Source organism: Streptomyces sp. NPDC039465, from assembly GCF_055639315.1.
In genome coordinates this window covers 523,231-544,176 of record NZ_JBVKAP010000002.1, presented here as the reverse complement: position 1 = coordinate 544,176, position 20,946 = coordinate 523,231, and the positions used below count along the sequence as shown (strand labels likewise).

At 73.5% G+C, this 20,946-nt stretch carries 18 protein-coding genes; 7 read left to right on the top strand and 11 right to left on the bottom strand.

What is annotated here, in order from left to right; genetic code table 11:
- Positions 1–30: 30 nt before the first annotated feature.
- From ACZ7LT_RS08655 to ACZ7LT_RS08615, 9 genes are all read right to left on the bottom strand, one after another.
- Positions 31–3,729: an nSTAND1 domain-containing NTPase gene (locus ACZ7LT_RS08655; RefSeq protein WP_471235255.1), complete on the bottom strand. Its 3,699-nt coding sequence runs from the start codon at positions 3,727–3,729 to the stop codon at positions 31–33.
- A complete protein-coding gene (locus ACZ7LT_RS08650; protein ID WP_471235254.1) occupies positions 3,726–4,361 on the bottom strand; it encodes a hypothetical protein in 636 nt (211 codons plus the stop codon). Before ACZ7LT_RS08650 ends, ACZ7LT_RS08655 begins: the two co-directional genes overlap by 4 nt.
- A gap of 43 nt (positions 4,362–4,404) precedes the next feature.
- Complete coding sequence (locus tag ACZ7LT_RS08645) at positions 4,405–4,827, bottom strand: hypothetical protein (protein ID WP_471235253.1); 423 nt, start codon at positions 4,825–4,827, stop codon at positions 4,405–4,407.
- A 61-nt stretch (positions 4,828–4,888) separates the two neighbouring features.
- Positions 4,889–5,341, bottom strand: a complete 453-nt coding sequence (locus ACZ7LT_RS08640) for a hypothetical protein (protein WP_471235252.1) — start codon at positions 5,339–5,341, stop codon at positions 4,889–4,891.
- A 195-nt stretch (positions 5,342–5,536) separates the two neighbouring features.
- Entirely contained in the window at positions 5,537–7,126 is a 1,590-nt protein-coding gene (locus ACZ7LT_RS08635; RefSeq protein WP_471235251.1) for a sigma-70 family RNA polymerase sigma factor, read from the bottom strand.
- A gap of 175 nt (positions 7,127–7,301) precedes the next feature.
- Positions 7,302–9,749 carry a WD40/YVTN/BNR-like repeat-containing protein gene (locus ACZ7LT_RS08630; protein WP_471235250.1) on the bottom strand — a complete coding sequence of 816 codons (2,448 nt, stop codon included), beginning with the start codon at positions 9,747–9,749 and terminating at the stop codon, positions 7,302–7,304.
- A 38-nt stretch (positions 9,750–9,787) separates the two neighbouring features.
- Entirely contained in the window at positions 9,788–10,504 is a 717-nt protein-coding gene (locus ACZ7LT_RS08625; protein WP_471235249.1) for a hypothetical protein, read from the bottom strand.
- 157 nt (positions 10,505–10,661) lie between these two features.
- A complete protein-coding gene (locus tag ACZ7LT_RS08620; protein ID WP_471235248.1) occupies positions 10,662–11,150 on the bottom strand; it encodes a (2Fe-2S)-binding protein in 489 nt (162 codons plus the stop codon).
- Positions 11,151–11,188: 38 nt separating this feature from the next.
- Positions 11,189–13,477, bottom strand: coding sequence for a molybdopterin cofactor-binding domain-containing protein (locus ACZ7LT_RS08615; RefSeq protein WP_471235247.1), 2,289 nt, complete (start codon positions 13,475–13,477; stop codon positions 11,189–11,191).
- Positions 13,478–13,749: 272 nt separating this feature from the next.
- Between ACZ7LT_RS08615 and ACZ7LT_RS08610 the strand changes: the two genes are divergently transcribed.
- On the top strand, positions 13,750–14,133 hold the full coding sequence (locus tag ACZ7LT_RS08610) for an SH3 domain-containing protein (RefSeq protein WP_471235246.1): 384 nt from the start codon (positions 13,750–13,752) through the stop codon (positions 14,131–14,133).
- A gap of 77 nt (positions 14,134–14,210) precedes the next feature.
- Positions 14,211–14,537, top strand: a complete 327-nt coding sequence (locus ACZ7LT_RS08605; protein ID WP_471235245.1) for a nuclear transport factor 2 family protein — start codon at positions 14,211–14,213, stop codon at positions 14,535–14,537.
- Positions 14,538–14,571: 34 nt separating this feature from the next.
- Here ACZ7LT_RS08605 and ACZ7LT_RS08600 read toward each other — a convergent pair whose 3' ends face one another.
- Complete coding sequence (locus ACZ7LT_RS08600; RefSeq protein WP_471235244.1) at positions 14,572–15,447, bottom strand: universal stress protein; 876 nt, start codon at positions 15,445–15,447, stop codon at positions 14,572–14,574.
- A gap of 178 nt (positions 15,448–15,625) precedes the next feature.
- Here ACZ7LT_RS08600 and ACZ7LT_RS08595 point away from each other — a divergent pair, with 178 nt between their 5' ends.
- The 5 genes from ACZ7LT_RS08595 (at position 15,626) to ACZ7LT_RS08575 (ending at position 20,281) form a co-directional block, all read left to right on the top strand.
- Positions 15,626–16,684, top strand: a complete 1,059-nt coding sequence (locus ACZ7LT_RS08595) for a mechanosensitive ion channel family protein (protein ID WP_471235243.1) — start codon at positions 15,626–15,628, stop codon at positions 16,682–16,684.
- Positions 16,685–16,738: 54 nt separating this feature from the next.
- On the top strand, positions 16,739–17,398 hold the full coding sequence (locus tag ACZ7LT_RS08590; RefSeq protein ID WP_471235242.1) for a DUF2278 family protein: 660 nt from the start codon (positions 16,739–16,741) through the stop codon (positions 17,396–17,398).
- 95 nt (positions 17,399–17,493) lie between these two features.
- Positions 17,494–18,096: a helix-turn-helix domain-containing protein gene (locus tag ACZ7LT_RS08585; RefSeq protein ID WP_471235241.1), complete on the top strand. Its 603-nt coding sequence runs from the start codon at positions 17,494–17,496 to the stop codon at positions 18,094–18,096.
- A 61-nt stretch (positions 18,097–18,157) separates the two neighbouring features.
- Positions 18,158–19,756, top strand: a complete 1,599-nt coding sequence (locus ACZ7LT_RS08580) for a molybdopterin-dependent oxidoreductase (protein WP_471235240.1) — start codon at positions 18,158–18,160, stop codon at positions 19,754–19,756.
- A gap of 15 nt (positions 19,757–19,771) precedes the next feature.
- Positions 19,772–20,281, top strand: coding sequence for a flavoprotein (locus ACZ7LT_RS08575; protein ID WP_471235239.1), 510 nt, complete (start codon positions 19,772–19,774; stop codon positions 20,279–20,281).
- Between the two features lie 10 nt (positions 20,282–20,291).
- Here the strand turns inward: ACZ7LT_RS08575 and ACZ7LT_RS08570 are convergent, their stop codons facing one another.
- Positions 20,292–20,864, bottom strand: a complete 573-nt coding sequence (locus ACZ7LT_RS08570; RefSeq protein ID WP_471235238.1) for a GNAT family N-acetyltransferase — start codon at positions 20,862–20,864, stop codon at positions 20,292–20,294.
- Positions 20,865–20,946 lie beyond the last annotated feature (82 nt).

The following is a 20,946-nucleotide window of genomic DNA, read 5'->3' as shown; positions in this document are numbered from 1 at the left end:
GTGGCCGATACGTTCGTCTCGGTCGTGCCCTCAGCAGACGTTCTCCAGTCGCTCTCCCGCCCCGAAGCCGGCCGTGTCCGGCCCCGGGCGCACATCGGCCGCGACCTCGCAGGCCAGCGCGGTCCAGGCCCCCGCATCGAACGGCCAGACCACGGTGAACGGGCCGTTGGCGGAGGCCAGTTCGCGGCCGTCCGGTGAAGCGGCGAGCGCGGTGACGGGGCGGTCGTCGGCGTACCGCAAAGGCAGGCCGAGACCCGGCTCCGGCGAGCGGGTGTCCCACAGGCGTACGGTCCCGTCCTCCGCGCCCGAGGCGAGCCGGCCCTCCGCCGACCAGACCAGCGCGCGCACCGTGTCGCCGTGGCCGGTCAGCGGGCCACCGCGCGGCGCGCCGTCCCGGACGTCCCACAGGCCGACCGTGCGGTCGTCGCCGCCGGTGGCGAGCGTGCGGCCGTCGGGGGAGAAGGCGAGGGAGGCCACGAACAGCCGGTGGTCCGTGCGTACCTCACGCGGCGTGGTCCTCGTCGCGTCGCCCGCCCACAGCAGGACCCGCGGCTCGGTGACCGAGCCGTACGAGAGCGCGACCTCGCCGTGCGGGCCGAGCGCGGCCGTACGCACGCCTGAGCCGGAGAACCCCCGCACCGGCGCGCTCGTACCGTCCGGCGCGCGCAGCAGCACCTGATCGTCCCAGGCGGCCAGGACCGTGCCGTCGCCCGCCGCCCACAGGCCCCGGAACGCCGTGCGGCGGCTCGTCAGGACCTCCGCCTCACCGGTCGGCAGGTCCACACCGTGCAGGGCGCCGTCGGCCGTCGCGGCCACCACCGTGTCCGGGCCCGTCCAGACGAGCCCGCGGATCCCGCCACCGGCCAGATCGAGACGGGCGCCGTCGTGCGGCCCTGCGCCGGACAGGTGCAGGGCGCCGGCGCTGTCGCCGACCGCCCGCGTGCCGGTGGGGCCGTACGCCACCGCCGTCACCTCCCGGCCCGCCGCCGCCGGCTGCGGACGCGCGGCGGGGGAGCGGCGGACGGTGAGATCCCAGACCACCAGACGCCCCTCACGCGTCAACGCCGACAGCAGGGCCCCGTCCGTCGTCACGGCCGTCACGGCGTCGGAACGCGGGCCGGTGAACACCTCGCCGTACGGGCGCGGCGCCCCGTCCGCCGTCCAGGCGCGGACCTTGCCCGTCGCGTCCCCGACGTACACCGTCCCGGCCACCGCGGCGACGGCGGTGGCTCCCGGCGCGTCCGCCGACACGGGTCCCGCGCCCCCGGCCCACCGGTGGACGGCCGCCCCGTCCACCACGACGAGACCGCCGCCGGGCACGGCCACCGCCGCGTTGTCCCTTCCCACGCCGAGCGGCCCCACCGGCAGCGGCCGGACGCTCCCCGCGCGCGTGGGGACCTCCAGCACCTGGCCCGCCGCGGTGGTGACGGCGGCGACGCCCGGCCGGTGCACCACGATCGCCCGCACCGCGGCGGGCAGGGTCAGTCCCGGCAGCGCGGCGCCCCGCACCGTCCAGCGCGCCACCCTGCCGTCCTGGTCGCCCGCCAGCACCACGCCCGCCCCGGCGTCCACCGCCACGGCCGAGACCGCCGCGTACCCCGGCAGCCGCACCCGCACCACAGGTCCCTCTCCGGCCGCCGGCCGCACCAGCACACCGCCGCTCGCGTCCCCCGACACCAGCAGCCCGCCGCCCCGCGCCACGGCCGACACACCGTCGCGGTGCCGGCCCGCCACGACCCCCCGCTCCCGGCCCGTCACCGGGTCCACCCGCCGCAGCGTCCCGTCCGAACAGCCGAGGACCACCGTCCCCTCACCGGCCGCGGCGGGCGCCAGGACATGAGGCACGGCCGGACCGAACACCGGCCGGTGCACGGCCAGTTGACCACCCGGGGCGGACAGTACGTCCATCAACGCGGCCCGGGTGCCCGGCGAGTCGTCCCGCCGGACCGCCGCGCCCGCAAGCAGCGCCGCCACATCCCTGCGCTCCCCGGCCGCCGACCGGGCCTGCGCCGACAGCCGCAGCCCCTCGGCGGCGACCCTCGCCCGCTCCGCGACCCACGCGGCCCACAGCAGCGCGCCCGCCGCCACCACCGCGAGCGCCAGACACACCCCCGTCACCACCCAGCGGCGGGTCAGCACCCCCACCCGCTCCCGGGTGCGCCGAGCCTGCTCCTCGACACGCCGGGACGCCGCCAGGAATGCGAGCTCATGCAGCGTGAGCGGCCACCACCGCGCGTCGAGCCCCTCCACCCGGCGGATCTGACCGGGCGGCAGCACGAACGCGTCGCTCCTGTCCCGGCGCAGCCACCGCGCCGTCGCGGCGATCAGCTCGTCCTGGAGCTCCTTGGCCGGCCGGTCGGCCGTCACCAGCCAGTCGTGCAGCCGCCCCCACTTCTCCAGCAGCACCTCATGGGCCACCACCACCGTCGCGTGGCCCTCGCGTTCCCCGACCACCAAGAGGCGTTTGCGGACGAGCGGTTCCACGACGGCGACCACGGCCCGCGCGTCGTCCTGGTCCGTGACCAGGTCCCGGACGAGCACCATCCGGCGTGTCGGCCGCTCCCCGCCGCCGACATGCGCCAAGCGCACCAGCACACGCCGGGCGCACTCCTGCTGCGCTTCGTCGTAGCCGCCCCACACCTCCTGCGCGCCCCGGTCCAGCGCGGCCGTCACTCCGCCGATGTCCTCGTACGCCGCCAGCGAAAGACCGGCGCCGCCGGCGCGCTCCCACATCAGCCGGAGCGCGTACGCGATCAGCGGGAGCGTTCCGGGGCCGCCGTCGGCGTCCTGGACGATCCGGTCCACGAGCGCGCGCTCCACGGGCATCCCCGCCGCGTCCGCCGGCAGGCACACCGCATCCCGCAGCGCCGGGCCCGCCAGCGGCGGCAGTACGTACCGGTGCGCCGCCACCACCCGCGCCAGCTCCGGAACCGCCTCCAGTCGATGGCTCAGATCGGTCCGGAGCGCGACCACCGCGTGGACGCCCGGCGCGTCCCGTACGGACAGCACGGCCCGCGCCACACAGACGGCGTCCGCCGCCGGCAGATCGGGCGCGAGATACGCCTCGAACTGGTCGAGGAGCCACACCACCCGCTCCCCGGTGAGCTCCGCCAGCCGCGCCGACACCCGCCCGAACAGTCCCGGATCCGCCCGCAGCGCCTCCGGCGACGGCAGCGACCCAAGCCGCACATCCGGCGAAGGCAGCGGCTCCGGCTCCCGCGACGGCAGCGGCTCCGGCGCGTGTCGCGTCTTCCCGCACGCCTCCTCGTACGCGCCGCGCAGGGCCTCGCACAGCTGCTCCACCGGCAGCTCTCCCACCGCCCGGACCAGCCGCACGGTCCACCGCGCGCTGCCCGGCAGCTCGCCCCCGCCGAGCGCGTGCGCCACCCCGGCGGTGAGCAGGGACGACTTGCCGCTGCCCGAGGAGCCGACGACGGCGCTGAGCGGTGTGCGGCTCAGCAGCCCGAGGACCCGCCTGGTCTCCTCGGCGCGGCCGTGGAAGAGCTCCCCCGCCTCCCGGCCGAACGGCGCGAGCCCGGGATACGGGCACGCCGCATCGGCCCCGGGGCCGGACGCGGGGCCCGCCGGAGCCGTCCCGCCGATGTACTGGAGCAGGACCCTGTCGATGACGACGTCCCGGCCCGCCACGATCAGGCCCTCCATGTGGACCTGCGCGCTGTCGGTGGCGAGTGTGCCGATGTCGCGGAACTGCCGCCCGAATCGGCTCATCGCGGGGAGGGCGACCGGGCCGTGCTGGGCGAGCTCGTCTGCGGGCTCCGGCTCGCCCCGCCGATCACGCGGTAGGTACGCGGGGTGAGCGGGCTCGACACGGTGTGGTCGGAGACCACGTCGCCCTTGAGCGTGCAGCCGCCGCCGCCCGGCCCCGGATCGCGCAGGACGACCCGTACCGGGACCAGGCTCTGCCCGGCGACGGCGGGATGGGCCTCCTCGTCGTCGGCGAAGGAGCACGCCCCGCTCGCCTTCATCGAGAGGTAGCCGTGGAACGGGTCGGGGCTCTTCACCCGGACCCTGACCGTGGCGCTGCCCGGGTAACGCATGTCGAACGGCGGGTCGGCCCAGGAGAGCGTGACGGGCTGCCAGGTCACCCGGAACTGCTGCCGCACGGGCGGTGCGGGGGCCCAGGTGCCGTCGCCGGGCTGGTCGGCGATGATCGTGCAGCCGCCCGTGTTCCCCATGAGCTGCACGCGCGTGGGGCGCCCCTCCGGCAGGAGCTCGCAGTTGGCCGGATTCGCGTTCGGGTCGACGGTGTAGCGGACGCTCAGACCGGAGGTGGCGCAGCCCCGCAGGGGAGCGCTGGTGTGCGGGTGTGTGTGGTGGGTGCCCAGGGCCGGGAAGACCACCTTCTGACGGCGGCGGCCGCCGATGTCGCCGGTGGGCGGGATCTCACCGCAGCGCTTGCCGGGCCCGCCCCCGCCGCCGGGGCTGCTGGGACGGGCGGTGGGGCTGGTGGGGCGGACGGTGCCGGGTGCGGTCGTACGCGGGCCGGACGTGGGCCCGCCGGTCGTCGGCCCCGCGCTCGTACGGCCGCCGGGGGAGCCGCTCGTCCCCGTGCCGCCGCTCGGCCCGGCCGGACCCGCGGACCCGGTCGAGCTGTTCGTACCGACGGACGTTCCCGTGGTCCCCGTGCCCTCCGTCGCCCCGGCCGACGACCCCGGCGCCGTACCGTCCGCCGATCCCGTGGGCCCAGCCGCTCCCGCCGACGACCCAGGCGCCCAGCCCGGCCCGCTCGACACCCGGCCGCTGGACCCGCGTCCTTCTGGCGAGCGCCCGCCGTCCGGGCCCCCGCACGAGACGATCAGCAGCCACGCCACGATGACAGCCAGGGCGGCCGCCGCCGCTCCACGGCCCGCCGGGCCCCGCACGGCGCTCAGCCGTCCTCGGCCGGGGTGGTGGGAGGCGTCGTGGTGTTGTCGGTGCCCACGTGCACGCTGCCCCCGGCCACGTACCGGCCGCGCATGTCCACCTTCGCCTGGTCCATCGCCGCGACACCCACGTTCTCCAGGTGCCGCCCGGCCGGATCCCCGGACTTCTCCTCCAGCGACCGCACCAGCGCGGCGAGCGCCGCCGCGAACTCCGGGTCCGTGTCGACCGCCTCCTGAAGGCGCTGCCCGACGGCCTCCCGCCGCCGCTCCTCCTCCGGCTGTGCCCCCAGCAGGAGCAGCGCGTCCTCGCCGTCCGTGCCCCGCCCGAACCGGGCGGCGACGGTGTCCCACAGTCCCCGCAGCCGTTCGGTGACGGCGGTGTCCAGCATCCCCTGGGCCAGCTGCTGGGCGTACGAGGCCAGCAGCCCCACGACGGCGCCCACCGCGATCGGTTCCATGTCGATCCCCCCAACTGCACGACGTCCATGGCCAGGGGGATTGTGCTGCCGAGCGGACATCGTCAATCCGCCACCGGGCCGAATCCGGCTCGGAGTACGCCCGTTGGGGGAGGGGAGCCCCCGGCCCGGCTGCGTACCGTTGGTCGTGCCAGCCAGTTACGCAGCCGGGCCGGGCCCGGAGGTGTCAGAGCGCGGTCAGAGCGCGGTGCCGAAGGCCTGGGTCCACCAGGGGCCGCCGGAGCCCTCGTGGATGCCGACGCCCATCTCCTTGAAGGAGCAGTTCAGGATGTTCGCCCGGTGGCCGGAGCTGTTCATCCACGAGTCCATGACCTGGGACGGGGTGCGCTGACCGCGGGCGATGTTCTCGCCGTACGTGCTCCAGCGGTACCCGGCCGCGGTGATTCGGTCGCCCGGGTCCGTGCCGTCCGGGCTGGTGTGGTCGAAGTAGTCGCGGGCGGCCATGTCCGCGGAGTGGCGCTGGGCCGCGGTGGCCAGCTTGCTGTTGGTACGGACCGGGCCGCAGCCCGCCTTGGCCCGTTCGGCGTTCACCAGCTCCGCGACCTTCTGCGCGTCGCCCGTCGAGGCCTCCCCGGGCGGCGCCGGCTTCGGGGTCGGCTTCGCCGTCGTCTTGGACGGGGTGGGGCTCGGCGACGGACGGGCCGTCTTCGAGGGGGAGGGCGTGGCGCTCGGCGTGGGGCTCTTCGACGGCGTGGGGGTCGGGGTGGGGGAGGGCGGCTGGGACTGGATCGCGCGCGCCGGGGAGGCCGGCGGCGGCACGGCGGCCACCGGGGCCGCCTCCTTCTCACCGTCCTCGGGGGTGGTGAGGAGGTGGGCCGTCCCACCGCCGACGACGAGCGCCGCGACAGCCGCGGCGACCACGGTCGTACGACGGCGGCGCCGGGACCGCTCGCGGCGCAGCACCGCCCGGCCGCCGGGCAGCGGGGCGTGGGAGGCGACCGTGGTGAGCGTGTCGGTCGCCGCGCCCGCCCCGAGCGCGCCCGACTCCAGCGCGCCCGCCCCGAGGGCCGCCACCGGCACCAGCGCGAGACCGACGAGCAGGCCCTCGGCGGGTATCAGCCCGGACCAGTGGCCGGAGCAGACCGTGCAGCCGCGGGCATGGCGGGCGATCCGCTTGCGCCAGAGCGCGGAGGGTTCACCGTCCCACTGGGCGACCATCGAGTCGAGCAGGGCGCAGCGCGGGTCGGCGGCCAGCGCGCGGACCACCACCCGGGCCGCCTCCAGCTGGGCCTTCATCCGCTGCACCCGTACCGCCGTGTGCTGCGGGGACAGCTCCATCGCGGCGGCGACCTCCGCCCTGGTCAGTTCGCCGGCGGCCTCCAGCCACCACAGCGACAGCAGGGCCTGGTCGGTCTCGTCCAGCCAGCGGGTGGCCTCGGCGACCTGCCGGCGCTGGCCGGAGAGCCCCAGCCGGGTGATGGTGAGGTCGACGAAGTCGGCGCCGGGGTCCGCGACGTCGTAGGCGTCCTCCAGGCCGCGGCCGGTGGATATCGCCCCCGACTGGTCCCGCCAGTGGCCGCGAACCTGGTTCATCGTGATGGCCACCAGCCAGCTGCGGAAACTGTCCAGGCTGCGCAGCCCGTCCAGGCCGCTGAGCATGCGGACCATGGTCTCCTGCACGACGTCGTCGGTGTCCGGGTGCCCGTTCAGGGCCCGTCCGGCGATGTTGTAGACCAGCGGGAGGTATTCGGCCACCAGCCGGTCCTGGGCCTCCTGGTCCCCGGCCTGTGCCGCCCTGATGACCGCGGCCTCTGGTTGGTTGCTCACGCTGTGTCCACTCTCCCCGGAACTCTGGCCCGACTCCTCCGACACTCAGGAGACGCGACGCCTCCGTGCGGATAACAGAAACTGCTCAGCAGCTTGTCATGCCGCTCTCGGAGGCGCCGCGGGGGGCCGTCCGGTAGGTGGATCCCCGGGGATCAGGCCCTGACCGGGCCCGGGGCTACGGGACCGTGGACAGGTCGATCCGGAACATTCCGCGCCCGTGCGTCACACACACCAGCGTCTCGTCCATCCAGAACAGATCGTCGACCGAGCAGTTCGTCGGCCCCTCGTTCGTCGGCGACCAGCTGGCCCCGGCGTTCTCGCTGGCGAACAGCCCGACCTCGGTTCCGGCGTACACGAACTTGGTCTGCCGCGGATGGATGGCGACAGCCCGGATCGGCGCGGGTGGCAGCGTGGTGGCGAGGTCGGTCCAGCGCGCACCGCCGTCCGTCGTCATCCACAGGTTTCCGCGCTCGTACCCGCCGAAGGCGACGTACACGGTGTCCGGGTCCGTCGGGTGGACAGTGATGCACAGGCAGGCGCGCCGCGGGGTCAGCGGACTGGGGCCGGTGATTCCGCGGCGCTCCCACGCGGGGGTCGTCTCGGTGGCGTTGGTGGTACGGAAGACCATGCCGTTCATATGGCCCACCCACACATGGTCGGAGTCACCGGGGGCCACCGCGATCGCGCTGATCTTCGATCCCGTGCTGGGTTTGATCGCATCCCAGCGGGGGCCTCTGGTGAAGGTGGTCGGCTCCTTGGCGTTGTTCGTCCGCCACAGCGACAGGCCACCGGCGAGGATCCGGTTCTCGTTGTTCGGATCGAGGACGAAGGGTGCGATGAAGAGGGCGCCGGCGTTGCCGTTCATGGCGTCCGTGATGCGGAACGGCACCGGCTTCCAGGTCCACCCCTGCCCGGGGATGAAGACGTTCCCGCTGATGAAGGTCTCTCCGAACTCGTCGTTGGATACGGCGCCGTCCGTATTGCGATGGAGCTGTAGATTTGTGTACTCGCCGTAGAAGACCTTCGGATTCGTCGGGTCGGCGGCGCACCAGCCCCCGTCGCCGCCGAAGAACTGCCGCCAGCCCTGGGGGCCGAGTGCGGGGTCGAAGACGAGCGAGCCGTTGTCCTGCGCACCACCGATGATCTTGCCGCTGCCCGTGTGGCCCGCGCCGCCGTAGAACTGGGTGACGCCGTAGTTGTTGACCAGCTCCGTCCAGCCGATGGTGAACGGGGGACCCCCCGGATCACTTCCCACCACGGCCAGGTCGGCCGCCTTGAAGACCCCGCCGTCGTTGGCGAAGAACACGGTCCTGTTGGTGCGTCCGTCGTAGGAGGGGTGGGAGACGATGGCGTGCTGATCCGCGTGGACGGAGCGGGGCTCGAACCAGGTGCTGATCTCGGCCAGATGGTCGCCGCCGTCCGTGCTCCGCCACAGGTTGATGCCGCCGACCAGCACCAGATCCGAGTCAGTCGGGTCCCCCGCCCAGATGGTGTTGTCGTACCACCCCTGGTCGTTGGCGAGGTAGTCCGCCACCACACCGTCCGGGGACAGCGTCCGCCGGCGCCGGTAGGTCGCGCCGCCGTCCTCCGACCGCCATATCTGGCCCGTGGTCATCTGCACGGACGCGTACACGATGTCGGGGTCCTTCGCGGCGTAGGCGAGCTCGACGCGCCCCATCCACGGGCCGCCGACCGCGAGCTGCCAGCTCATGCCGCCGTCCCGGCTGAACCAGGCGGCTCCGTCCTGCAGCGCCCCGGCGACCGCCTTCTTGCTGTCGGACGGATCGAAGCGGACGTCGCCGAGGGGGACGTCAAGGACCTGGGTCCACGTCGCCCGCGCGGGGTCGGCACAGCGGAAGAGCCCGGTCGAGGTGGCCGCGAGGAGGACCTTCCCGGACTGCGACACCGCGATCCGGCTGACGAACTGGAAGTCCGGGGTCTGCGTCGCCAGGATCGGCGTCCAGTCGACGGCGTCCGTCGTGACGAAGATGCCGTTGCCCCGGATGGCGTCGATGTTCCGGAACGCCTCGCCCGTTCCCACGTACATCGTGGACGGAGTGGAGGGGTCCATCGTGATGCAGCCGCAGGCGAGGTTCTCCAGGAAGTCGTCCACGGGCCGCCACTCGGCGCCACCGTCCTTGGTGTGCCACACGCCGCCGCCGGCGCTGACGGCCCACATCTTGAGCGGCTGCTGGGGATGGATCACCAGTCCGCGGGTACGTCCGCCGATGTTGCCGGGGCCGAGCCACTCCCAGGTGGCCAGCTCCATCCCCGCCGTGGGGGCCGGTCCCCCTCGGGTCCGATGGCCGTTGGGGCCGGTGGGCACGCCGGCGGTCATCGTCCCGACGGACACACGCGTCAGCAGGGTCTCGGCCTGCCGGAACGCCTGGGCCAGGGCATGCGGTTTGACGGTGCCGTCGTCGCCGCGCTCCTGATCGACACGGAACAGTCCACGGGCCGTCGGCGCGTCGGGCTGGTCGAGACGGCGCAGGGCCTTGCGCACCGCGGCGTCCGACAGGGTCTCCAGCGTGTCGTTCGTCGTGCCCCGGGCCTCGCGCAGCAACTGCACCTGCTCCACGCTGATGTGCTTGGCCTCTGCCAGCTGTTCGTCCGAGATGGTCATGACATGCCTCTGGAAGGGGGGTTCGTGCGGGGGTCGGGCTAGGGCGGGAGCTTGGGCGCCCGTCGCTTCGTCGTGTGGTCCACCTCCACCGCCCATCGCACCGCGGCCGTCGGCGGGTCCACCGCCCGCAGGACGACGGCCCCGGAGTCCGGCTCGAAGGCCAGCTCCAGCCGCTGGTCGCCGACCTGGCCGCGGTCCAGGACATCGGCGGCAGGCGGCGGCTCGGGCGACTCGGCCTCCGCGTCCGCCGCCGCGGCCTCCGGCTCGGCGGCGGCTTCGGCCTCCCGCAGGGCGTCCACCGACGGGCCCACCACATCGACCCGCAGGACGCCGCGCGCCTCGCGCGCGGCCGCGGCCAGCACCTCCGGGCTCGGCGCGGCGCCGCCGCGGTACGAGCCGCGCGCGTGCCAGTGGATCAGCACCGCGTCCGCGGCCTCGTCCGTCTCGGTGCGCAGGGTGAAATCAGGTGTGTCGTCGAGGGTGCACCGCACCCAGGGATCCAGCGCGACCGGCTCCGATTCCCAGCGGTCATGCCCGGTCGCGGCGTCGAGCAGGACGACGACCAGCGTCGGTGACGGCGTGATCCGCACCGCGACGACCGTACCGGCCAGCAGTGCGCAGGGCCGCAGGCTCGGCGCGTGGTGCCAGAGCACGGCGCCGTTCGTCAGGTCCAGCGCCATCAGAGCGCCTTCCCGGTCGTGTACGACGGCTTGCCTGCCACCCGCGTCGACGACGCCGCGCGGGACTCTCGCCATCCGGCCCCCAGGTGGGACATCGTGGGAATCAGCCAGGGCTCCCCTTCATCGTCCCTCCGGGCGGGGCGGGCGGCAAACGGGATCACGGCCGATCGCCCCGGATTTCCCCGCCCCGCTTGATGGTTGACGCTTGTACGGCCGCCGCACCCGGGGCCGGCTACGCGCCCTCGCGCATCTTCGCGGCCCCCGCCCTGATCGCCTCCCGGATCCTCGTGTACGTACCGCAGCGGCAGATGTTGCGGATCTCGTCCAGGTCGGCGTCGGTGATCTCACGGCCCGCCGCGGCGGCCTGCCGCACCTTCGCGACCGCGGTCATGATCTGGCCGGGCTGGCAGTAGCCGCACTGCGAGACGTCCAGCTCCAGCCAGGCCTCCTGCATCGGGTGGAGGTCCTTGCCGACGGTCGCGGGCAGGCCCTCGATCGTGGTGATCACGTCGTCGGGGCCGATCCTGGAGACCGGCACCGAGCAGGGGTTGAACGCCTTGCCGTTGATGTGGGACGTGCACGACTGGCAGACGCCGAGTCCGCAGCCGTACTTCGGTCCCGTCACGCCGAGCAGGTCACGCAGGACCCACAGCAGCCGGATGTCGTCGTCCGCCTCGACGGTGACGTCCTCGCCGTTGAGCTTGAAGGTGTGGCTGGCCATGGAAACCGCTCCTACGGGGTCAGTGCGGGGGCAACGGGTCAGTGGACACGGTCGAGACCGTCGGTCGGCGACTGCGGGGTCGACGGGTCGCGCGGCAGCGGATCGAAGCCGAGCGTGCCGTGGTTGATCGGGAAACTGGTCGGCAGCGTGCCGGTGGCGCGGGCGTAGGCGCAGGCGATCGCGGCGAACGCGGGCGCCACCCCCAGCTCGCCGGCCCCGGCCGGCTTGCCGGTGGTCGTCGGCATGACGACGACCTTCAGATCGAGTGGGGTGTTCCACTGCCGGGTGTAGAAGTAGTTGTCCCAGCTTCCCTCCAGCGGGAGGCCGTCCTTGATGTGCAGGCTGGAGGTCAGGGCCATGGCCAGGGCGTCGTTCAGCCCGCCCGCCATCTGGGCCTCCAGGCCCCGCGGGTTGATGGCGAAGCCCGCGTCGACGACCATCAGGGCCCGGGTGACGCGCGGGCCGGTGACGCCGTCGCGCACCTTACGGTTCACGGTCTCGGGCCGGCAGTCGATCTCGACGAGCGTGGCGACCGCGCCGCGGTACTCGCCGTGCAGCGCGATGCCCTGCGCCACCCCGGCCGGCAACGACCTGCCCCATTCGCCTTCCTCCGCCGCCTTGTCCAGGACGGCCCGCAGCCGCTCGTCCCGCAGGAACTCGCGGCGGAACGCGACGGGATCCTTGCCCATCCTCCTGGCGAGCTGGTCGACGACGAGCTCCCGCGCGCAGGCCACGTTCGGCGAGTAGATGTTGCGCATGCTGCCGGTGTTGAACTTCAGCGGCACCTCGTCGAGGAGCTGCGTGGTGACCCCGAAGTGGTACGGGGAGGACTGGGTCAGGGCGAAGATCGTCTGGGCGAAGGTCGGATTGCCGACGACGGGCAGCTTGGCCGCCGTCGAGGTGATCATCTCGCCGAGACCGTGTCCGAAGTCGGTCCGCGCGCTGGTGTGGCGCTGCTCGTAACTGAGGACCTGCCCCAGCGCGTACGTCGCCCTCACCCGCGAGACGCACATCGGATGGGTGCGGCCCTGGCGGAAGTTGTCGGTCCTGGACCAGGAGAGCTTGACCGGCTTGCCCATCCTGTGGGAGATCTCCGCGGCCTCGGCCGCCACGTCGTGGAAGAGATGCCGGCCGAAGGAGCCGCCGCCCTCCACCACATGCACGGTCACGGCCGACTGCGGAAGACCGAGCTGGGCGGCGATCTCGCGCTGGGCCACGATCGGCACCTTCAGGCTCGCCCAGATCTCGGCACGGTCCGCGCGGACGTCGGCGATCGCGTTGTCCGGCTCCAGCGGGCTGTTGCTGGCGAACGCGAAGGTGAACTCGGCGTCGATCGTCTTGGCGAGCAGGGGAGGTACGGCCATCGGCAGGGCGGCGGCCTTCAGCTTGGCCAGGACGGTCTCGTCCGACTCCCGGTCCACGGTGCCGGGGCCCCAGGTGACCTCGAGCGCCCGGAGCGCGTCGATGCACTGCCCGAACGTCTCGCCGCGCACCGCCACACCGTGCGAGACCGTGGCCACGTCGGTGATGCCGGGCATCCGGGCGACGGCGTCGGCGTTGTGCACGGCGACGACCGTGCCGTTGATCGTGGGCGGCCTGCGCACCATGGCCGGCTTGGCGCCCGGGACGTTGAGGTCCATCCCGAACTTCTTGCGGCCGGTGACGGCGGCGAGGGCGTCGACGCGCCCCTGGGGGGTGCCGAGGACCGTGAACTCCGCCGGCGACTTGAGCCGTGCCGTCAGGGCGGTGGTCACGGTCGTGGCGGCCGCCTGCGCCAGCGAGCCGTAGGTGGCGCTGTGCGCCGTGCCGTGGCTGATCACGCCGTCCTTGGTGATCAGCGCGGAGGCCGGCACCCCCCACCGGGCGGCGGCGGTGGCGACCAGCCGCTGACGGGCCACCGCGGCCGCGGTGCGGACCGGGAGATAGATGCTGCGCATCGAATTGGACCCGCCGGTCAGCTGGTTCATCAGCAGTTCGGGCCGGGCGTCGGCGAGCGTGACCCGGACCGTCTCCAGCGGCAGGTCCATCTCCTCGGCGATCATCATCGCGACGGCCGTGGTCATGCCCTGGCCGACTTCGGCGCGGGGCACGGCGAAGGAGGCCGTGCCGTCGGTGTGCACCTGGACCGCGATCAGGCCCGACGTCGGCGCGGCCGCCAGATTCTGCATGTCCCCCAGGTCGAACAGGTTCTCCGGCTGGGGCAGGGTCGGCACGGCCGCCTCGGCGGACTGCGGGGCGACCGCGTCGGCCCCGATCCGGACGCCGACGGCCAGGGTCGGGGCCGCCAGAAGATAGCCGAGCACCTCGCGACGGCTGTGTTCTGCCATGGACGTCTCCTCCTGCGGAACCGGCACCGGGCCGGAGCGTGGGCCGCTCCGGCCCCAGAGACTGCCACGGGCCACGGGTGTTGGGGCCGTTTCCGGTCGGACCCCCGGGGAACGGACCGCCCCCTTTCGGGTCATATGACGGTGCGCCAGCCGGACAATCCGCAGCGCCGCGCGCATGGTCGTCCTCGGCGGCGGGTTCCGTGGCCATCTCCGTCCGCCTCGCGCTACCGCCCTCCGGCGGAGCACATCCCGCGCTGCAAAGGAGCCCTTTGATGCTGAAGCCACCAAGGACCGCCCTCGCCCTCACCGCCGCGAGCGCGGTGCTGGCGCTGGCCGGCGCGAGCGCCGCGGTCGCGGACGAGGAGTACCCGAAGCGGAGCGAGAGCACCACCAGCTCCGTGCAGGACACCGCCCAGCAGCACGCCGCGTACCCGCTCGGCAAGGTCGTCTCGAAGGTCCCGCTCAACGTCCGTACCCAGCCGACCACATACGCGCGAGCGGTCGGAGTCGTGCAGCCGCACCAGCGGATCACGCTGCTGTGCAAGAAGAGCGGCGAGCGGGTCGACGGCAACGCCCTTTGGTACCGCGTCCAGGCGAGGAACGGCTGGGTCTCGGCCCGCTACGTGCAGAACCTCGGCGCGGTCAAGTGGTGCTGACCCTTGCTGACCCACAGCTTGATCATTCCGGCGCCCCCGACGGCACGGCCGTCGGGGGCGCTGGCACAATCGTCCGCATGATCGATCCGGTGAGTGTGGTGCAGCGGCAGTTGGAGGCGTACAACGCCCATGACGTGGACGGCTTCGTCGCCACGTACGCCGAGGACGTACGGATCGAACGGCGCGACGGCACCACCCTGGAGGGCGCCGAAGAGCTGCGCCGGGTCTACGCCGAGCAGTTCGCCGCCGGCCGCTGCCGGGCCGAGATCGAGGCGCGCATGACGGAGGGTTGCTGGGTCGTCGACCACGAGGTCGCCCATGGCGTCGCCGACGAACCGATCCGGGTGCTGGTCGCCTACCGCGTCACCGACGGTCTGATCGACCTGGTGCGCTTCCTCGGCTGAGGGGCCCGCGAGCCGCGGCGGCACCCCGCGGAGATCAGTGATGCGGCACCACGGCGACCGGTACGGGGCTGTGGTGCAGGACGGCGTGGGTGACCGAACCGATGCGCGTACCCAGCGTCGTACGGGGAATCCTGCGCCCCACCACCAGCAATGACGCGCCCGCGCAGGCATCGAGCAGCATCCGAGTGGAGCTGCCCACCTCGACCGTCTCACCCACCGTCGTCCCCGGGAACTTCTCCCGCCACGGCGCCAGGAGCTGAGTGAGCGTCAGCCGCGCGGCGGAGAGCAGCTCGGTCCGTACGGTCGAGTCGTCGGCCGCGGAGAAGTCGCCAAGCACGGGCGGCGGCAGCACGCCGTGCACCACGCGCAGCGCCCCGCCCTGCCGGGCCGCCGCCTCGAACGCGTAGGTCACGACCTCCTCCGAGACGTCGGCGACGTCCACCCCGAGGACCACGTCTCCGCCGCGCTCCCGTGCCGGGACCGCCTCGACGTCCGCAGGGGCCCGCACCAGGACGACCGGCCGCTCCGCGCGCGCCAGGGTGGCCAGCGAGACGGAGCCGACGAGGAAACCGGCGATCGTGCCGAGACCCCGCGAGCCGAGCACGAGCACCTCCGCGCGCTCCGCCTCCCGCGCCAGTACCTCCGCGGGCGCCCCTTCGATCCGTACGGCTTCCGGCTCGCAGCCGGGACGCGCCTGGCGTAGCCGCTCCACCGCCCGGCGCAGTACCCGGTCCGCGTCCTCCTGATGGGACTCGGCCGTGGCGGGCACGCCGAAGAGCTGCGGCTGCCACTCCCACACGTGCACCAGGCGCAGGGGAAGACCGCGCCGGGCGGCCTCGTCCGCCGCCCACTCGGCGGCGGCCAGGCTCTCGTCCGAGGTGTCGACGCCTGCGGTCACCGTCCGTGTCATGACTCCTCCAGAGCTCGCTCCCCGGCCCTTCCGGGGCCCGCCTCACGCGTACCCGGTGCTCCCCGGGGCATGTTCCCGACCACGTCACACAGCGTCCCCCGTTTGCCGCCCGGTCGCCCGGGCACGCGTATCGGGACCCATGACGCGCCGTGACGGAAGGAGCGTGAGGGAGGGAGCCATGGAGGACATGCTGCGCCCGCTGACCGTGGTCGGCGGAGCGGTCACGCTGACCCTGCTGCTGGGCTGGGCACTGGACGTCCTGCTGCGCCGCGCGGACGCCCGGCACCCGGAGACACCGCTGTGGGGGCGGCTGCGCCGCTGCCGGGTCCCCTTTCAAGTCGTCCTGCTCACCGCCCTGTTGAGGGGCGCCTACCGCCAGGTCGAATGGTGGGTCGTCGAGGGGCACGAGCAGGCCGTCGGACAGGTGCTGACCCTCGTGCTGATCGGCGCGAGCGCCTGGCTGGTGGTGCGGATCGCCTCGGCCGCGGTCGAGACCACCTACAGCCGGTACGCGGCGGGAACCCGCGACCCGGCCCGGGTACGACGGGTGCGGACCCAGGTCTCCCTGATCATGCGGATCGTCACGGCCGTGGTCGCGGTCGTCGCAGCCGCCGCGATGCTGCTGACCTTCCCCGACTTCCGGGCCGTCGGCACCTCCATGCTGGCCTCCGCCGGAATCATCGGCATCGTCGCCGGTGTGGCCGCGCAGTCCACCCTCGGCAATCTCTTCGCCGGATTCCAGATCGCCTTCGGCGACATGGTCCGTATCGGCGACACCGTCGTCGTCGACGGCGAATGGGGTGTGGTCGAGGACGTCACCCTCACCTTCGTCGCGGTACGCACCTGGGACGAGCGGCGGATCACGATGCCGGTGTCGTACTTCACCGGAAAGCCGTTCGAGAACTGGTCCCGTGGTGGCGCGCAGATCACCGGCACGGTCTTCTTCCACCTCGACCACACCGCCCCCGTCCCGCTGATGCGCGACAAGCTCCGCGAACTCCTCGACGCCTGCCCCGCCTGGGACGGCCGCGCCTGGGACCTCGCCGTCACCGACACCACCCCCAGCACCCTGCAGATACGGGCCCTGGTCACCGCCAGGAACGCCGACGACGTGTGGACCGCACGCTGCTTCGTCCGGGAGCGGATGGTGGCCTGGCTGTGCGCGGAGCATCCCTACGCGCTGCCCCGTATCACCACCGCGCCCGCGCACGAGGGGCGCTGCGTCGAGGGACCCTGAGGGGCCGCATGTCGCTTCTGCGCGGCTCACGCCGACAGTGCTTCACTGAACCGCATGCCGCTCCCCGAATACGGTGTGCTCTCCGGAACACTGCACCGCTTCTTCCGCGACCAGCCCGACGACCAGGGCCGCTGGTTCCACGTCAACCTCGAGATCGACGCGCCCGCCGGACGGTACAAAGCCGCCATCGACGTGGACAGCCACCAGTCCACCACCGGTGTCCAGTGGAAGCTCCTCGTCCTCACCCCCTCGCAGCTCGAACCGGCCGACACGCTCTCCCCGGGCTACCACGAACTCGCCACCACCTCCGGCTCCGGCGCCATCGACTATCTGCGCCACCCCGCCCTCGCCAACCGCCCCGGCTGTGTCTTCATCGCCCGCCCACCGGCCTGGCTCCAGGCGCTGATGGACCGGATCAGCCCGCACACCCCCTGGACCGCCGGCTCCAACCTGGACGCCGCCCTCGCCCTGGAGCCCATGCTCGTCCCCGGCCGGGAGATCCTGGTCTTCGGCCAGCCGTTCCGCGTGGGCCTCGGCATGCACAACATCCACCAGAACCAGGGCGACCCGTACGGCAGCCAGTGGTGGGACGAGAACGGCGTCTGGCAGGACGGCGCCACCCTCACCCGCCGGCCCGACGGGCGCTTCGACGTCTTCCTGAACAAGTTCTCCACCCAGGCCGACCGGACCGACAGCCACGGCCACCCCGCCTAGGACCCACCGACCGCCGTCCGACCGCCGTCCGACCGCCGTCCCGGTATCAGCAACATTCGTTGCTGTTCCCGAATCGGCGAGGTACAACGGGCGGCGTGGAGCACTCACCCGCCATCGCCCAGGCCCTCGACGAGGTCGGCCCGCGCCTCAAGCGGCTGCGCACGGAGCGCGGCGTCACGCTCGCCGCGCTCTCCGAGGCCACGGGCATCTCCAAGAGCACCCTGTCCCGCCTGGAGTCCGGGCAGCGCAAGCCCAGTCTTGAGCTGCTGCTCCCGCTCTCCCAGGCCCACCAGGTCCCCCTGGACGAGCTCGTCGCCGCCCCCGAGGTCGGCGACCCGCGCGTGCGGATCACCCCCCGGAAGGTCAACGGCAACGTCATCCTGCCGCTGACCAACGGGCCCGGCCCGCTGCAGACGTTCAAGATGGTCATCCCGCCCAGCCGCCGCACCCCGCAGCCGGTTACCCACGAGGGCTACGAGTGGCTGTACGTGCTCTCCGGCCGGCTCCGCCTGGTCCTCGCCGACCACGACCTGGTCCTCGGCCCCGGTGAGGCGGCGGAGTTCGACACCCGGCTGCCGCACTGGTTCGGCACCACGGGCGAGGGGGCGGTCGAACTCCTCAGCCTCTTCGGCCGCCAGGGCGAGCGGATGCACGTACGCGCCAAGCCCGGCGCCAAGTCCGGCGCCGGGCGCGACTGACGGCCTCCCCCGATCGGGTGGCCGGACTCATCCCCCGCGCCGAGGGTTCCGAAGAGCCACCGTGAGCACCTTCCCCCCGACCTCCCGAACGTCCTCCCGGACGCCTTCACAGAGCCGAACGCGGCGACTGCTCGCCGCCCTGTGCGGACTGCTGGCCGGCGGCGCGGCACTCGCCGTCGCGGAACTGACCGCCGCGGGCGTACGGGCCGAGGCCGGCCCCCTCACCGCCGTCGGCGGCGCCGTCATCGACGCCACCCCGCCCGGCATCAAGGACTGGGCCATCCGCACCTTCGGCGAGAGCGACAAACTCGTCCTCCAGCTCGGCATCGTGCTCGTCCTCGCCGCGCTCGCGGTGGCCCTCGGGCTCCTGGCCCCGCGACGGCCCCTGCTCGCCGCGGCGGGTGTCCTCGCCCTGGCGGTGGTCGGCGCCTTCGCGGCGACGAGCCGCCCCGACATGATCGGACCCGAGGACGCCCTGCCCTCCCTCGCCGGCGGAGTCGCCGGAGCCCTCGTGCTCCTCTTGCTCGTCCGACGGCTGAACACCCAACGCCCCGGCACGCCCACCGGCTGGGACCGCCGGGGCTTCCTCGTCACCGCCGGCGCGGTCGTGGCCGCCTCCACGGCCGCCGCGGTCACCGGCCGTACGCTCCTCGGCTCACGGGGCCGCGACGCTTCCGCGTCCCGCGCGAAGGTCGTCCTGCCCGCCCCCGCCTCCCCGGCGCCACCGCTCCCGCCCGGTGCGGCGCTGCGCATCCCGGGCCTCGGCCCCTTCACCACCCCGAACGACGACTTCTACCGGGTCGACACCGCCCTCGTCGTCCCCAAGGCCGACGCCGGCACCTGGCGGCTGCGCATCCACGGCCTCGGCGTGCGCGACGACCTCACCCTCACCTTCGCCGATCTGCTCGCCCGCCCCGCCGTCGAACGCGACATCACCCTCGCCTGCGTCTCCAACGAAGTCGGCGGCCCCTACATCGGCAACGCCCGCTGGCTCGGCGCCCGCCTCGCCGACGTGCTCCGTACGGCCGGAGTCGTCCCGCCGTCCAAGGGCGGCCCGGCCGACCAGCTGGTCGCGCGCTCCGTGGACGGCATGACCATCGGCACCCCCGTCGAGGACGTCATGGACGGCCGCGACGCGCTCCTCGCCTACGGCATGAACGGCGAACCGCTGCCGTTCACCCACGGCTTCCCCGTGCGGATGATCGTCCCCGGGCTCTACGGATACGTCTCCGCCTGCAAATGGATCGAGGAGATCGAGCTCACCACCTTCGACGCCTACGACGCGTACTGGGTCAGGCACGACTGGGCGCCCCGGGCACCGGTCAAGACGCAGTCCCGTATCGACACCCCCCGGCCCTCCGCACGCCGCCCGGCGGGGCCGGTGACCATCGCCGGGGTCGCCTGGGCCCAGCACCGGGGCATCGCGCGCGTGGAGGTACGGATCGACGACGGGCCCTGGCAGGAGGCCCGGCTCGCCGCCGAGGTCACCCGCGACACCTGGCGGCAGTGGTACCACCCCTGGAACGCCCCACCCGGCCGCCACACCCTCACCGTCCGCGCCACCGACCGCACCGGTCGCACCCAGCCCGGCGCACCCACCGACCCTCTCCCGGACGGGGCCGAGGGCTGGCACTCGGTGACCGTCACCATCGAGGACTGAGTACCCTCCCTGACCATGAGCGACGAGCCGAACGGACGTTTCCTGTACGTGGTGGTCTGCGCGGCCGGGATCGCCGGCGACGTGGGCAAGCTGATCTCCGCGGCGCGGGAAGAGGGCTGGGACGTCGGCGTGATCGCCACCCCGCACGCCCTCGGCTTCCTCGACACCGACGCGATCGTCGCGCAGACCGGCCGCCCGATCCGCTCGGCCTGGCGCAAGCCCGGCGACCCCCGCCCCTTCCCGCCCGCCGACGCCATCGCCGTCGCCCCCGCCACCTTCAACACCCTCAACAAGTGGGCGGCAGGCCTGGCCGACACCCTCGCCCTGGGCACTTTGTGCGAGGCGTACGGCGCCGAAGTCCCCACCGTCGCCCTGCCGTGCGTCAACCCCGACCTGGCCGCCCACCCCGCCTACCGGCAGAGCCTCGCGCGCCTGCGGGACATGGGCGTACGGATAGGCGAGGCCGACCCGTTCCGCTGGGAGGAGGCGCTGGAACTGCTGCCCGCGGCCCGCCCCGGCGGCTGACGCCGAGCCGTCAGCGCAGGTCGAGCCGCATCAGGACCCGGGGGTGACCGGCCAGCACGGACGTGGTGTCGGCGGCATGGGTGAACCCGGCCCGCTCGAAGTTCTTCCGGAGCCCGGGGTAGGCCATCGTCAGATCGACCTTCGCGTCACCGTTGTCGAGGGGGTACGCCTCGATCGCCGGGGCCCCCTGGGCGCGGGCGTACTCCACCGCACCGGCGATCAGGGCGTGCGAGATCCCCTGGCGCCGGTGACCGGGGCGTACGCGAATGCACCACAGCGACCAGACCGGCAGGTCGTCGACGTGCGGGATCTTGCGGTTGCGCGCGAAGGAGGTGTCCGAGCGCGGCGCCACCGCGGCCCAGCCCACCGGCTCGTCGCCGTCATAGGCGATCACCCCCGGAGGGGGCCCCGTACGGCACAGCTCGGCGACGTACTCACCCCGGGCCGGACCGCGCAGCTCGTTGTTGAGCTTGGACGGGATCCGGTAGCTCAGGCACCAGCAGACATTGGCTCCGGGCGACTTCGGACCGACCAGCGTACGGACATCCTCGAAGACCGACGCCGGACGCACTTCGATGGTCATGACACGAGGATGTCACGCCGCGCGGAGCGATGCTCCTCGGCCTCCAGGCGTCCCCCCCCGGCCGTACCGCCGCGCGGTAAAT

Bases quoted from the DNA above. Each gene is read 5' to 3' on its own strand.
- ACZ7LT_RS08655 (WP_471235255.1), bottom strand. From the start codon at position 3,729: ATGAGCCGATTCGGGCGGCAGTTCCGCGACATCGGCACACTCGCCACC.
- ACZ7LT_RS08640 (WP_471235252.1), bottom strand. From the start codon at position 5,341: ATGGAACCGATCGCGGTGGGCGCCGTCGTGGGGCTGCTGGCCTCGTAC.
- ACZ7LT_RS08630 (WP_471235250.1), bottom strand. From the start codon at position 9,749: ATGACCATCTCGGACGAACAGCTGGCAGAGGCCAAGCACATCAGCGTG.
- ACZ7LT_RS08625 (WP_471235249.1), bottom strand. From the start codon at position 10,504: ATGGCGAGAGTCCCGCGCGGCGTCGTCGACGCGGGTGGCAGGCAAGCC.
- ACZ7LT_RS08620 (WP_471235248.1), bottom strand. From the start codon at position 11,150: ATGGCCAGCCACACCTTCAAGCTCAACGGCGAGGACGTCACCGTCGAG.
- ACZ7LT_RS08615 (WP_471235247.1), bottom strand. From the start codon at position 13,477: ATGGCAGAACACAGCCGTCGCGAGGTGCTCGGCTATCTTCTGGCGGCC.
- ACZ7LT_RS08610 (WP_471235246.1), top strand. From the start codon at position 13,750: ATGCTGAAGCCACCAAGGACCGCCCTCGCCCTCACCGCCGCGAGCGCG.
- ACZ7LT_RS08605 (WP_471235245.1), top strand. From the start codon at position 14,211: ATGATCGATCCGGTGAGTGTGGTGCAGCGGCAGTTGGAGGCGTACAAC.
- ACZ7LT_RS08600 (WP_471235244.1), bottom strand. From the start codon at position 15,447: ATGACACGGACGGTGACCGCAGGCGTCGACACCTCGGACGAGAGCCTG.
- ACZ7LT_RS08595 (WP_471235243.1), top strand. From the start codon at position 15,626: ATGGAGGACATGCTGCGCCCGCTGACCGTGGTCGGCGGAGCGGTCACG.
- ACZ7LT_RS08590 (WP_471235242.1), top strand. From the start codon at position 16,739: ATGCCGCTCCCCGAATACGGTGTGCTCTCCGGAACACTGCACCGCTTC.
- ACZ7LT_RS08575 (WP_471235239.1), top strand. From the start codon at position 19,772: ATGAGCGACGAGCCGAACGGACGTTTCCTGTACGTGGTGGTCTGCGCG.
- ACZ7LT_RS08570 (WP_471235238.1), bottom strand. From the start codon at position 20,864: ATGACCATCGAAGTGCGTCCGGCGTCGGTCTTCGAGGATGTCCGTACG.